Consider the following 14,017-nt stretch of genomic DNA (forward strand, 5'->3'; position numbering starts at 1 on the left):
GTACACTGGAAAAAGTAATTGATTTAATACATACAAAAATATAATGCATGCGGCTACTATTCGAAGTATGCTGTAATATCCAAAAGAAAGGAGCACTTATTCATGAAGAGGTTTTATGTAATTTTACTTACCTTTTTACTAGCTGCTTGTAATAACGAAGCAATGTCATCAAATACTAATTTAACAGTTCACGCTTTTAAAGTAGGTAAAGCCGATAGTTTATTAGTATCGCATCTAGAGGAACATATTTTAATCGATGCAGCTGAAGAAGATGACGGCGAAAAAATCGTTGCCTATTTACAATCACAAGGCATTACAAAGTTAAATGCTCTTATTATTACACATTTTGACAAAGATCATGTAGGTGGTGCGGATTATGTTGTCAGAGAAATGGACATTGAACATATATATGTGCCCAACTATGAAAGTACTAGTAAACAAACGCAGCAATTTTTATATGCCGTTGAAGAACGAGAAATGACGATTGAAAAATTAACGTCAGAAACCGCTCTGTCAGTTGGTGCGGCAAATGGGAAAATCTATCCACCGATTCAAACAAATTTTAAAGGAGATAATGATTTATCATTAGTAATTAGCCTACTCTTCAATGATACTAGTTTTTTATTCACAGGCGATGCAGAAGCACCACGTATTGCAGAGCTTCTAGCGGACCCGACAATTGTGAAGCCCCATACATTTTTAAAAGTGCCTCATCACGGACGTTTTAATGATCAAACAACCGCTTTGATCAATGCCGTACAACCAACCTATGCGTTAATTACAAGTTCAAACAAAAATCCTGAGGAACCTGCAACGGTTGCTGCACTAAAAAAGGCAAATGTACAAATTTTCACCACTCGTGAAGGTGATGTTGAATTCCTTTCAGATGGTACGATGATTACTGTGAAGGAATAATAAATGGGTATTTATCATTATTAATAATCTTGTTTTAATATTAATTTTCTTAATAATTCCCAGACTAGAATCACTGAATGAAAATTGAATAAGTAAGTAACTATTAAGTTTATCTCCGAGAAATAGCCAATGTTATTAAAATAGGATATTTACCATGGAGACATTGGCTTCTTTACAGTTTATTAGAACTCCGTCTTCTTAGACAAATTATTCTTTTACAAAATTCATCTGAAAAAACCCCAAACATTTTTATTCTAATTTCATTAATATTTTATTTCAGATGGACACGAATTTTTGTAATGTAATGCTCCTCGCTATTTTTTACGACCCCATCATAAATATATTCTTCCATTACATAGTCCCCTATTTCATAATTTTGACGTTGTATTTCTGATAATAGACGCTTATAAGTTAAGTGAATATTTTCTTCTTTTCCTAAATGATAGCCAATTGCATACAATCCCGGTGCTGAATTAAAGTACGTCTGGCTCTTTTTTTGCTTTAGCTGCTCCATATAAAGGTAACTATAATTTGTATACTCGCCCTCTAGTACTTGTTCGCGCAAAGTCATCCCCCCGATTTGAAACCCTGTATCTAGACCTATCGCGTTTAGTTCATTAATAAATTGAGTAACTACCTTTGCAAATTCTTCATCTGTTATATCTTTTATATTTTGACTCAGGTATAACAGATTTCCAGGTAAATATTGAATGCTAATTTGATGGAAATCAATCTCTTCAGCTTCCTCCAACAAACTAATTTTCACATCCATCATCTTTTCTAAATTTTCTAATTCTCTCCTTTTCATGCGCACTTTTTCTTTTTGTTGCATCATTAAAGAATAAAATAATTCAGGCGACTTTTTTTCCATATAACTTTGAATTTCCTCTAAAGACATTCCAAGTTCTTTTAATAGATGAATGACATTGAATAATTCGAGCTGTCGAAAAGAATAATAACGGTAGCCTTTTTCATTCCTGTAAGTAGGTGTTAGCAAGCCGATTTGATCATAATAGATTACCGTTTGCTTATTAATCTTACATAGTTTTGCGAACTCTCCTGTTGTTAATAATTTTTCAGACATTTGAGATCTCCTTTCTTGACTATATAGTAACTATATACCTTAAGTTGTATATACACAAAAGAAAGAAAGGTTTTGACATTATGTTTACTGGGATTCGAGCAATTACAGACTCAAACATAAAAGAAGTTTTAGATTTAAAAATTTCAGAGCAACAGCATGGATTTATCGAGCCTGTCAGCCTTTGTTTAGCAGATGCTGAAAAGGACACCCGCTATATTCCGTTAGCCTTATATGAAAAGGGAGAAATTATTGGTTTTTCAATGTATGGAAAATTCGATGAACAAATATGGCTCGACCGCTATTTAATAGATGAGCGCTATCAAGGAAAGGGTCTTGGAAGCTACTTTCTCCGCGCACTTGTCGAATATTTACTGGAAAGCTACCCAAAGCAAGCTATCTATTTAAGCGTATTTGAGCAAAATAAAGTGGCGATCCAGCTGTATCAAAAATTTGGTTTCTCCTTTACTGAGGAGTTAGATGAAAACGGAGAAAAAATAATGATTTATCCAAGCGGAGGATTGTAAGATGCTCAAACAAGTAATTATTATCGGTGCTGGTTTAGCAGGCTTAAGTGCTGCTAAGAAATTGAAAGAACAAAATATTCCATTTGTATTATTAGAGGCAGCTGAACGCGTTGGGGGGAAAATCGATTCCATCACATTTGATAATGGAATTTATTTCGAGTTAGGTCCTCAATTTTTTAATAATGATATGCATGCCTTCAAACAGCTATTAAGCGCAGCAAATATTCCCGTTGTGGAAACAGCACTAGACAGCAATTCAATAGAAGTGGACGATTATCGTAGACTTGATGTAACTCCGATTATCCAAAAACTTCACACTATTGAAAAAACCAGTTTATCTGAGGATATTCCCTTACAAACTTTATATGAAAAGGTTATAACGAATGAACAGGACCGTCGTATTATTGAAAGTTATTTTTGTGAAATTTTAAATATCCACCCTTCACAAGCAAGTGCAATTGCGTCACTCGAAAGTAGTAACCGTTATTTATCTGAGCAAAATGATTTACTACTTCAAGGGGCAAAGCCATTTAAAGAGCTAACTCAATATCTCGCTTCCTTATTTCAAGAGGAGCTTTACACGAATCATCCCGTTTATGCTATTCACAAGGTGAATGATTATTATGAAGTTCATACGACAAAGCAAGTATTTTATGCGCAAACAGTTATTATAGCGTTACCCCCAACGATTGCGTGTAAAATTCAATTTAGCGAAAAGTTGAAAACACACTTTATGCCAGCTCTTCAAAGTTATGTGGATGGTGCAATTATTAAAATAACATGGCTTTATCCTCAAAAGTTTTGGCAGGATAAACAGCCACTTAATGGGGTTATTTATACTAGTGTCCCTGGTGTCTCAGTTGTGGATTCATCAAAAAAACAGGAGGATGCGCGGTTAACAATGTTCATCGGAGCAGAGGCCGCACATGAATTCGCTACCCTTAATACACCGACTCGCCTACAACAAGCGACTACATTACTAGAGCAGTATTTTGGAGAAATAGTGCATAGCTACACTAACGTTCAGGAAAGTATTTGGGTGAATCATCCTTATTGTGGTGGCGGATATAGTGCAAAAGTAAAATTTGATGGACTCATTGATGCGCCTATGATTTTGAGGACACCGCATGAAAATATAGTTTTTGCTAGTAGCGAAATAGCGCTTAAATTCCCCAACTTTATGGAAGGTGCTATCCAAGCAGGATACAATGCAGTTGACAAGTTAATATTAAAAAAATAAGTTAATTTCTTTATAAAAAATACCTGCAGTTGGTTCACCCTTTTTCAAGTGTCCTAACTACAGGTACCATATTAGAATTAGACGGTCCCTTTAATAAATCTCTCTTACTTATGAAACGGTTCTCCGTGACTTTCCTAAGTGCGATTTTTTATTACGTATAAAATTGATTATGAATTAAGCTATTTCTTAAAACAGAAAAAATAAATCAATTTTAAACCGTTTGATTAATTCTCCCTTTTAAAACCTTAGGCAGACTGAAAGTTCCATCCAAATATCCCCTTAGTGAAAGCATTATTGGTTCACTATTCTCGCCAACACCAATTATGATACTTAAATCTTTTGGTGAATAGACAACTGTATGCAGCGTTCCGAAGTACTCTTTGTAGTATTTGTAAAACAAGGGGGAATTTCCATCATTAAAATGACGATATACAGACATTGGTGAAAGTTCCTTTATTAATAGACTGTTTATATACTCCTTACGCTTTACTGACCCTTGTATCTCCTTCCCATTTTTTTCTCGTAATGCTTCTGAATCAAAATGATTTGTACAGATTAGTGGATTTCCGAAACTGACAAATTGTTTCTGAGGAGATGCTTCCACTACCACACCTCTTCCACTTTGATCTGTAATCGAATAATTGTAGCAAAATCCATGAGGGATGGTAGAAATTAAGTCGATTGCCTCTTTTATGCATTCACACTGATCCAACAACAGTCTAACTATTGTCGTCGCAATAAATCCTTCTTCTTTGTCATGATTATTTACAAAATGTAATCCGACAACAAGCCCTTTTTCATTCATACCATCAAGCCTTCCAATCACTTGCTGGCTAAATCCAACACTTGCGTAACCATCGATTGGATTAGAAAAAACGAGTCTTGCATCATACAACTCTGGACTAAAATCATAATTTCGTACATAATAGTCATCATTTACAAATGCTGTACATCCCATTGATGGAAAAGATACATCATAACCGCTATAAAGTCTTATTATCGTATCTAACTCCATATCTAACCCCTTTGCCATACCTCTAAGTTCCTCTAAAAGATTTGGTGAAATAACCTTTAGTATCTCTAAAGCTTTCTTCACATTTGAATTAGAGCTCAAATTCTCAAGTAAGCTAAGTTGCTTTAAAAGCTGTGTCGATTTAATTTCTTCACTTTGCTTTAAACCCCATTCAAAAGAACTCCCCTGTAACTCTACTACTCTTATCATCAATTCTTCCATTTATCATTCTCCTCTTCTTTCAATTTGAGTAACAGGCATTAACAACTCCAATTCTGTAAAATCCACACCATAATACCATTCTAGTATGGGCGATATTGGTGTCCATTTATGTTCGAGTGCATAGGTCATTAGTTTATTGTAACCATTTTGGATCATAGATAATGAATCTTTAAAAGACATTGCGATGCAGATGCATTTAGGCATGTGTTCAATCAAGGCGATTTCTGTTAAATCATTTATTCTTAAGTCAATCGGTACTCCAAAACCAATTTGGACTTTAATAAAATCTTTACCAGATAGATATTTCAAGTAACAATTTTTATATGGAATATCTAATTTTTGCAATTCACTTCCTCTTTTCAAAAAATGCTCTTTAAATTCTCCTGTTTTAGATTCGGCAGTAAACCAAATAATTTGTTCTGCACTTTTTTCTATTAAATAAATTTCCTTACTTATAGAGTCACTTTCTAGATAGCGTAAACTTACTGTTAAAAGGTCCTGTGTCTTTTTTATGTTGTAAACCCAATTTTCCATCATTTGCTGCCGTCTTGCCTCTTCATTTTCTAATAAAAAAATTTGAATATCTTTTATAGGTATACCAGCTAAGCGTAAACTTGAGATTAACTTCACTGTTGCGATTTGATCATCAGAATATACGCGATAGCCATTTGTACTTCTTTCCCGAGGAAAAAGTAAATTTTTCTGTTCATAATACCTTAATGCACTTTTAGAAATACCTGTTCTTTCGGAAAAATCCTGTATATTCATGAACTGAGCCACATTATCACCCCTCTTAAGTCTAATGTTAAACCTTAAAGTAACTTGAATGTAAAGGGTTTTTCAAAATAAAATGACTTACCACATAGGCAAGTCACTTCAAGTATAAGTATAAAGGTAGTCTTTTCATTTTAATTTCGTACTTCTATAAGGGAAGAGTATTAACCGCACTTACTTATGATACGGTTCACCGTAATGCCTCTAAGTGCAATTTTCTATATACCCCAAAACTTGAGAACTATGTATCACAAACAAACGCCACCCCTTTAAAGGGTTTATTTACCATAGGTATTTTTACATTGCAAAAGAAAATAATCAGGAAGTATGACCGGATTTAGAATTTTATACTTGATTATGACTAAAGACATAAAAGTTAAAGAATAATTACCCTGTAAAAAAATACATTTCGACAATAGTTGTCCTTTAGAATGAATTTTAGTATTATGACATACTTTTTCTTGAAGGAAACTTTTTTAGGGGTGGTTAAAAATGAGTGAGGAAAGCAAACTGTCAAGACGTGACGTCTTAAAGTTGGGAACTGCTGGTGCTTTGGGTTTGGCGGGAAGTTATTTTTTAAATAATTTAGCTCCTTTTAGTACTTCCGTTAAAGCACAATCGCATAGCCCAAATCACAGTAATATGAATCATAATCAAATGGTTGGGAATATGACAAAAACTTCAGGTTATAAAATGGCTGAAAAATTACTAACTACATTTGATTATGGAAAAGTAAGTAAGTTATCTTCTGGGCAAACGCTTCGTGAATATGAAATTGTGGCTATAGATAAAGAGATTGAAATTGCAGAAGGAATTAAATTTCCAGGTTGGACTTATAACGGAACCATTCCAGGACCTACATTTCGTTGTACTGAGGGGGACTTACTTCGTTTTCATTTTATAAATCAAGGAAGCCATCCTCACTCTGTTCATTTTCATGGTATTCATCCACCAGAAATGGATGGTCTTGTACCGATTTCACCTGGCCAAAAATTTACTTATGAGTTTGAAGCTAAGCCGTATGGAATGCAGATATATCATTGTCATGTATTACCACTTGCTCGCCACATTCATAAGGGATTGTATGGAAACTTTATTATTGATCCAAAAACACCAAGGGAACCAGCGTTAGAATTAAATATGGTGATGAATGGGTTTGACTTGGATTTAGATGGCGAAAACGATTTTTATACGGTTAATGGATATGCATTCGCATTCATGAATTATCCTATTAAAGTTAAAAAAGACCAATTAGTCCGTATTTATCTAAGTAATTTAACGGAATTTGATTTGTTGAACTCTTTCCATCTTCACGCTAACTATTTTACGTATTATCCTACTGGAAGAAATGATAATCCTTCTCAATTTACTGATACGATAATGCAATGTCAGGGAGAGCGTGGAATCCTTGAAATGAGATTCCCTTATAAGGGAAAATACATGTTCCACGCCCATGTTAGTGAATTTGCTGAATTGGGATGGATGGGTTTTTTTGAAGCAGAGTAAAGGAGGGTATGACAAAATGAATTTAAAGTGGATAATTTCGGGTTTGATTCCCTTGGTATTACTTATAGGAGTATTAGCTTGGGTTTTGATAAACGGAGCAGGAATAGAAAAAGATCCTGCTGCTCCTGTTGAAGTATTAAATATTGAACGGATAAAAGTAACATATGAAGGTTTTGAACTTTCAGTAAGTAATACTGGTCCTGAAACACTGACGATTTCACAGGTAATTGTAGATGATTCTGTTTGGAATTTCAGTGTATCACCTGACCCTACGCTCAATCGCTTTGAAGATGGGAAAATCACCATTCCCTATCCATGGGTAATGGGGGATCCTCATGCTATTAAAATTATCACTGAAAACGGCATTATTACAGAAGGAGAAATTGCTGCAGCAACTCTTACTCCTGAAGCTAGCTGGAGTAACTTTTTAAACTATGGATTTATCGGTTTTTATGTCGGGATTGTCCCTATTACTCTAGGCTTATTATGGTATCCATTTATGAAACGTTTTAAGCGAAAATGGATAAATGCTATTCTTGCACTTACTGTTGGACTCTTATTATTCCTATTTATTGGAACACTTGCTGACGGATTTGAAATTGGTGCTGAAGCTCCTTCTGTCTATCAAGGTAATATGTTAGTTATTATCGGAGCTGCTCTTACGTTTTTACTTTTAATTGGATTTGACCAGTATCAGCAAAAAAGACAGGAAGCAAAAGGATATTCACCATTTAAAATAGCATTTCTAATGGCTACAGGAATTGGCCTTCATAACTTTGGAGAAGGATTAGCGATAGGGTCTTCCTTTGCCCTTGGGGAAGCTGCTTTAGGAACATTTTTAATCATTGGTTTTACCCTACACAATATTACAGAAGGTATTGGAATAGCTGCGCCGCTTTTAAAAACTAAGCCTAGTATAAAGCATTTCTTAATTCTAGGAACGATTGCTGGTGCACCTGCCATTCTTGGTACTTGGTTTGGTGGATTCATCTTCTCACCAATCTGGGGTGCTTTATTCTTAGGAATTGGAGCAGGTGCTATTTTACAAGTAATCTATGTCATTACAAAAATGCTCGTTGAAGATCATCGAACATATAAGGAACCATCTGTTTCATGGTTAAATCTTTCTGGATTCACAATTGGAATGTTAATCATGTACTTTACAGCATTTTTCGTAAAATTCTAAGACCACAGATATTAATACATCTTGTTATGAAAATTTTCTAGAAATGATTATAAGCGTCTAAAAAAGAATTGAAAGATTTAACGATTAGGAGGAACAATAATGTTTCAAAATATCGGAATACCAGGATTGATACTCATTTTAATGATTGCCCTTATTATTTTCGGGCCTTCTAAGTTACCTGAAATTGGAAGGGCATTTGGCTCAACATTAAGAGAGTTTAAAAAATCTACTAAAGATCTTATAGATGACTCAAATGTAGATACATTGGATAAGAAAGAAAAACTAGACAAATAAATTAAGAGGGGATGTAGGTTCTTTCTTACATCTTCTTATTTTTCTTTATGGAGTGGTTAAATTGGAAGATCAAAATAAGCACTTAGTTAACCATCTTGAGGAATTACGTAAACGTATTATCATTACTTTAGTTATCTTTTTACTGTTTTTAGTACTCGCATTTATATACGTCCAAGATATTTATCTTGTGATTGTTCAAGAATTGCCATTTAAATTAGCTCTGTTAGGACCTAGTGATATCTTATTCGTTTATTTAATGATTGCTAGTATTGTTGCCATCACAGCTACTATACCTGTTGCAGCATACCAAGCTTGGCTGTATGTACGTCCAGCATTAACACCGAAAGAGCGCAAAGTAACAATCGCCTATATTCCAGCAATATTTATTTTGTTCCTATTAGGAATTAGTTTTGGTTATTTTATTCTAGTTCCACTTGTACTAAATTTTTTAATGTCACTGTCAAATGACATGTTTACTACTTTCTATACAACAGAGAAATATTTTCGATTTTTGTTTCATATGACATTACCTTTTGGATTTTTGTTTGAGCTTCCTGTTGTTATTATGTTTTTAACAAGTATAGGAATTATCAATCCGAACAGTTTACGAAAGAATAGAAAATATGCATATTTTTTGTTAGTTGTCGTTTCAATTTTAATAACGCCACCAGATTTTCTATCAGATATCCTTGTAATAATACCTTTAATACTTTTATACGAAAGTAGTATAAGCTTATCTAAATTTATATATAAACGGCAAAATAAAGAAGTGAGTAATGAAATATTAAAAAGGATCTTTAAACATTGAAAGATCCTTTTTTGCTAGCAAACATATGCAAAAAGAATTAATCATATTGCAAATTGCACTTTCCCCTTCATTTCAAAAATAAAAGTTATTCAAATCAATTTATATAAAATAAACAATCTATATTCAGAAAGAAATCCTCCTACAGTAGTAAGTTAATACTAAATTTCAATCTCAATCAATAGTTCTTAGCATATTCCAAAAAACCATTAAGATAGATGGATGATTATGGTATTATTATAAATAGAAAATTTAGAATATTAAATTTCCAAAGCAAAGGGGGATCTTTTTTTATGTATATAAATATTTTAAGACATCCAGGACCTACACCTATTCCTAAAAAAGTTCAGCTCGCAATGAATCGAGATATTTTTAGTCATCGGAGCAATGAATTTGTCGAACTTTATCGTGAAACTATTGAACGAGTGAAGCCAATATTTGGCACGAAACAGGATATTTTACTACTCCCTTCTGGTGGTACAGCAGCACTTGAAGCTGCTGCGGTGAATACTGTTTCAGCGGGCGAAGATGTTGTCGTTATTACAGTTGGTGCTTTCGGCGACTATTTTGTATCTATTTGTGAAAAGTATGGGTTTCATGTTCATAAGCTAGAAAAACAATGGGGACAAGCTTGCACAGCTGAGGAGTTACAAGCATTTTTACAACCATTAAAAGATATAAAAGCGGTTTTTGTTACATATAACGAAACATCAACAGGGATTATTAACCCAATTGCTGAGTTAGCACAAGTAGTTCGAAATGAAACGGACGCGTTATTAATTGTTGATGGGGTGAGCTGTATTGGTGGTTCACTTGCTAAAATGGACGATTGGGGTATAGATATTCTCGTTACTGGCTCTCAAAAGGCAATGATGTTACCACCTGGGCTTTCTCTTGTCAGTGTCAGTGACCGAGCATGGAAAGTCATTGAAGAAAATAATGCCCCATCTTATTACTTAAACTTACAAAGCTATCGCAGTTGGGCTGTGAAAGGTATGACGCCGAACACACCAGCGATAACACTTATTTATGGACTGAACGAGGTATGTAATCTAATTGAGGAGGAAGGCGGATTTGCAGAAACGGTTGCTCGCCATGAACTCATGAAAGATATGGTGCGCAATGCAATGAAAGCATTGAATATTGAACTTTTGACAGAGGATGAGCACGCTTCACCTACAATAACAGCAATTTTGGCTCCAGAAGGAATTGTATTGGGAGATTTCTTAGCACATTTAAAGCAAAAGTATCATTTAGATTTTGCTGGTGGTCTCGGTCATTTACAAGGAAAAATTTTCAGATTTGGCCATATGGGTTATTGCTTCCCAAGTGACATTTTACAAGCTATTTCTTTAATGGAAGCAGCATTGCAAGACTTTTCTTATGAGTTTGAACCAGGGGCTGGTGTCCTTGCTGCACATAAAGTATTTTTAGCTGCACACTGTAAATAATTGAGGGTTATCTCCCGCTGAAATTTAAGCTTATATACTTTTTCTTTTATATGAGCAATTATTAGGGTATTGTTTTTTCGTATCTTTATTTGCAAATATTGAATGAAGTAAAATTTCAAAATGAAAAATGCAAGAAGGTTATGTTACAAAAAAGTCTTCCAACATCCACCGAATGACTGGAAGACTTTTTATAATTTGTCTAATAATGATTGAATTAACAACCAAGTTTATCCATTGCTAATAAATGTACATTTCCCCTTTTACGGACGACCAAAGACTGGCTATAAAATTGTCCGGACAAAACCTTTCGGCGTACTTATTAAATAACATTAAACATAAAATTAATATTATTTATTTTTTTGATAAAAATAATTAATTTTATTATTTATGTTTTTCGATATTTGTTATATAATTTAATTGAATTAATAAAAAGGAAGGTTTCCAATATGGCTTATCAAGTAATTACAAATTGCCCTGTTTGCAGTGAAACATTGAAAGTCACAAAATTGCAGTGCACTCATTGTCACACGACGATTGAAAATGAATTTGAATTATCTAAGTTGGCATCCTTATCTAAGGAGCAGCTACATTTTGTTGAAGTATTTTTAACGAGCAGAGGAAATATTAAAGAAGTTGAAAAGGAACTAGGTATTTCGTATCCAACAGTTCGAGGAAAGCTAACAGATATCATTTCATCTCTTGGCTATGTGCAGAAAAAGGAGACTGAAGTTGACGAAAAAAAAGTTGTCTCAATGTTGGAAAATGGCGAAATTACACCCGAAGAAGCAATAAAACTTTTAAAAGAAAATTAAGGAGGAATGTATGATGAAAGAAGAGATTTCAAAAGTGTTAACAATGGTTCAAGAAGGAAAGATTGATGCAGATAAAGGATCAGAACTAATTCGAGTATTACAAGAAAAAGAAGATTCCGCTAATAAACTTCATGAAAAAACAGTAAAATATATAGATAAAACATTAAAAATTCGTGTTATATCAGCCGAAAATGATAATGTCAAAGTCAATTTGCCCTTAAAGCTAGTTAAAGCAGTATTAATAGCTGGTCACAGCATCGCAGCGAGTATTCCTCAATCCGAAAAATACGTAAAAGATATAGATATCAACCTTATTATTGAAGCTATCGAAAACGAATTAGATGGTCAAATTGTTGATGTTCAATCGGCAAACGGGGATTCCGTTTCGGTTATTATTGAGTAGTGATTTGCCTATGATGCACTTAAAAGTAAAAGCCAAAAATATGCGGTTCACCATTCCAATTCCATTTGCTGTTTTAGATTTGGTAATAACCATATTATCCTCGAAACTTCTCCAAAAAAACGTTAATAAATGGACAAAAAAGCACTTTGAAAGTAAAAAAATAGACTTTTCCTTTCCGTTAATAAATAAAAAATCGCTGCAACCTATCATCAAGGAACTGAAAAATAATAAAGGGCTCGTGCTAGTAGATGTTAAAGCGAAGGATGGTACAGAGGTAAAGGTTAGACTATAGTTTAAAAATATACACGGACCACTTTTTTCATTTTAATCAAAAAGCCTATTTTCTCACTTATCATTCGAGAAAAATAGGCTTCGACAATTAAATTTACGAAGAGCCTTATATAAGAGATATCTAGCACAACAAAAATGCACCCCCTTCATACGAAATGCAAAAAATTATGCCAATCTTTTAGGTTGACGAATCCAAGCAATAATTATAGTTATAATTAAGGCGAATCCTAAATAACCCATTGTTGAATATACTTTACCAACCAATGTTGTAAAACCTACTAAGCTTGCAAAAAAACCAAGTAACCCAACGAAAATAACAGTAGGTTTAAATTTTTTGCTTTCTGGTGAAACAAATCGAACTGTAAACGCAAAAAACATCCCAACTGCTGTGTTGTACATCATACCAAGAAGTGCGAATGCCATTAGAACACCGACTACCGGATGAATGTTATTTGCTAATTCAAGAGTTGGCATATCCACTTCAGCGACAACATCCAATTTAACAAATATTGTTAAATTGATTAAAATGATTAGAATCCCAAGCATAACACCACCGAAAATACCGCCAATGCCAGCTACTTTACGCTTTTTTACTGTCCCCCCCAATACAATGAGCATCGCAGCACCTGTTGCAATGTTATACGAAACATAAAGCAAAGCACTGACGATCCAGTTAGACGCAGCAGAAGATTGTATTTGTGCCAGTTCATTTGCTTGTGAGATGGAAAGATCCATTGTAAATAATGAATAAATTAATATAACAAAAATGATGACCATTAAGTAAGGTGTGAGTAAGGCGATAACATTAATGATATTTTTCACATTTAAAAACAGCGTAAAAATCGTTGCAATTACCATTATGACACTGCCAATCCTCGGGTCCATACCAAACATTTGCTGAAATGTAGACCCCGCACCAGCAAACATAACAACGGCTACACCAAATAAGATGAACGTAATTAATAAGTCTAAAACAAATCCAATATACCGTCCACCTATGTAATACATTACATCTTTGTGCGATGTTGTTTGTAAATCCGAGCCTAGCTGTGCAAGCGTCATTCCTAATAAGGCAAAGGCAATCGTCGCAATAATCGCACCAATGAACCCTTTAAGACCGAAGCTCGTAAAAAACTGTAAAATTTCTTGTCCAGATGCAAAGCCGGCACCAACAACCATCCCTACAAATGCGCCACCTATTTGCATACTCTTTTTCATCTATTCACCTACTAGGTTTTTTAATAATATTTAGAATTGTATTGTCAAAGTAATCCTTAAATACCTTATTCGATACTTAAGGATTGTATACCATTATCGATACGTTTTTTCTCAATCGTCTATTGTCTCTACATTTACTTGACAGCTACAAAGCCTTATGAAAAGAGAGCCATAAATAGTAATTTCGCTTAGTTGTCCGATTTTAAATTTTTTAATCTACGAACTTTTGCTGTTGTTTCAATCAAAAGATTAAAGGTGTTCAAATGGAATTTGTAGTTAA

15 protein-coding genes are annotated in these 14,017 nt (G+C 34.0%); 11 read left to right on the top strand and 4 right to left on the bottom strand.

Translation table 11 applies throughout. From position 1 onward, the window contains the following. The first annotated feature begins 102 nt into the window (after positions 1 to 102). Positions 103 to 915, top strand: a complete 813-nt coding sequence (locus LZ480_RS09595) for a ComEC/Rec2 family competence protein (protein WP_241369209.1) — start codon at positions 103 to 105, stop codon at positions 913 to 915. Positions 916 to 1,186: 271 nt separating this feature from the next. On the opposite strand, the gene LZ480_RS09600 is transcribed toward LZ480_RS09595, so the two are convergent. Continuing rightward, entirely contained in the window at positions 1,187 to 1,999 is an 813-nt protein-coding gene (locus LZ480_RS09600; RefSeq protein WP_241369210.1) for a MerR family transcriptional regulator, read from the bottom strand. An 80-nt stretch (positions 2,000 to 2,079) separates the two neighbouring features. Between LZ480_RS09600 and LZ480_RS09605 the strand changes: the two genes are divergently transcribed. Further along, on the top strand, positions 2,080 to 2,523 hold the full coding sequence (locus LZ480_RS09605; protein WP_241369211.1) for a GNAT family N-acetyltransferase: 444 nt from the start codon (positions 2,080 to 2,082) through the stop codon (positions 2,521 to 2,523). Position 2,524: 1 nt separating this feature from the next. Then, on the top strand, positions 2,525 to 3,763 hold the full coding sequence (locus tag LZ480_RS09610; RefSeq protein WP_241369212.1) for a flavin monoamine oxidase family protein: 1,239 nt from the start codon (positions 2,525 to 2,527) through the stop codon (positions 3,761 to 3,763). A 211-nt stretch (positions 3,764 to 3,974) separates the two neighbouring features. Here LZ480_RS09610 and LZ480_RS09615 read toward each other — a convergent pair whose 3' ends face one another. Then, positions 3,975 to 4,997: a C45 family autoproteolytic acyltransferase/hydolase gene (locus LZ480_RS09615; protein WP_241369214.1), complete on the bottom strand. Its 1,023-nt coding sequence runs from the start codon at positions 4,995 to 4,997 to the stop codon at positions 3,975 to 3,977. Between the two features lie 3 nt (positions 4,998 to 5,000). Next, entirely contained in the window at positions 5,001 to 5,777 is a 777-nt protein-coding gene (locus LZ480_RS09620) for a helix-turn-helix domain-containing protein (protein ID WP_241369215.1), read from the bottom strand. 486 nt (positions 5,778 to 6,263) lie between these two features. On the opposite strand from LZ480_RS09620, the gene LZ480_RS09625 reads away from it, so the two are divergent. The 8 genes from LZ480_RS09625 to LZ480_RS09660 all read left to right on the top strand — a co-directional run bounded on the left by LZ480_RS09625 (position 6,264) and on the right by LZ480_RS09660 (position 12,520). Further along, positions 6,264 to 7,277 carry a multicopper oxidase domain-containing protein gene (locus LZ480_RS09625; RefSeq protein ID WP_241369216.1) on the top strand — a complete coding sequence of 338 codons (1,014 nt, stop codon included), beginning with the start codon at positions 6,264 to 6,266 and terminating at the stop codon, positions 7,275 to 7,277. A 16-nt stretch (positions 7,278 to 7,293) separates the two neighbouring features. Beyond that, complete coding sequence (locus LZ480_RS09630; RefSeq protein ID WP_241369217.1) at positions 7,294 to 8,463, top strand: ZIP family metal transporter; 1,170 nt, start codon at positions 7,294 to 7,296, stop codon at positions 8,461 to 8,463. 99 nt (positions 8,464 to 8,562) lie between these two features. Further along, positions 8,563 to 8,757, top strand: coding sequence for a twin-arginine translocase TatA/TatE family subunit (gene tatA, locus LZ480_RS09635; RefSeq protein WP_241369218.1), 195 nt, complete (start codon positions 8,563 to 8,565; stop codon positions 8,755 to 8,757). Positions 8,758 to 8,818: 61 nt separating this feature from the next. Beyond that, positions 8,819 to 9,565 (top strand): twin-arginine translocase subunit TatC, encoded by a 747-nt coding sequence (tatC, locus tag LZ480_RS09640; protein WP_241369219.1) that lies wholly within the window; start codon positions 8,819 to 8,821, stop codon positions 9,563 to 9,565. A gap of 290 nt (positions 9,566 to 9,855) precedes the next feature. After that, on the top strand, positions 9,856 to 11,013 hold the full coding sequence (locus LZ480_RS09645) for a pyridoxal-phosphate-dependent aminotransferase family protein (RefSeq protein ID WP_241369220.1): 1,158 nt from the start codon (positions 9,856 to 9,858) through the stop codon (positions 11,011 to 11,013). A gap of 446 nt (positions 11,014 to 11,459) precedes the next feature. Continuing rightward, positions 11,460 to 11,825 (top strand): DUF2089 domain-containing protein, encoded by a 366-nt coding sequence (locus LZ480_RS09650; protein ID WP_241369221.1) that lies wholly within the window; start codon positions 11,460 to 11,462, stop codon positions 11,823 to 11,825. Between the two features lie 13 nt (positions 11,826 to 11,838). Then, a complete protein-coding gene (locus tag LZ480_RS09655; protein WP_241369222.1) occupies positions 11,839 to 12,228 on the top strand; it encodes an SHOCT-like domain-containing protein in 390 nt (129 codons plus the stop codon). A gap of 10 nt (positions 12,229 to 12,238) precedes the next feature. Next, the gene (locus tag LZ480_RS09660; RefSeq protein WP_241369223.1) at positions 12,239 to 12,520 is read left to right on the top strand and encodes a hypothetical protein; all 282 of its coding nucleotides are present in this window, start codon (positions 12,239 to 12,241) and stop codon (positions 12,518 to 12,520) included. A 164-nt stretch (positions 12,521 to 12,684) separates the two neighbouring features. On the opposite strand, the gene LZ480_RS09665 is transcribed toward LZ480_RS09660, so the two are convergent. Further along, positions 12,685 to 13,737 carry a YkvI family membrane protein gene (locus LZ480_RS09665; RefSeq protein WP_241369224.1) on the bottom strand — a complete coding sequence of 351 codons (1,053 nt, stop codon included), beginning with the start codon at positions 13,735 to 13,737 and terminating at the stop codon, positions 12,685 to 12,687. Positions 13,738 to 14,017: the final 280 nt, after the last annotated feature.

The organism is Solibacillus palustris, assembly GCF_022549215.1.
Classification (GTDB): Bacteria; Bacillota; Bacilli; order Bacillales_A; family Planococcaceae; genus Solibacillus; species Solibacillus daqui.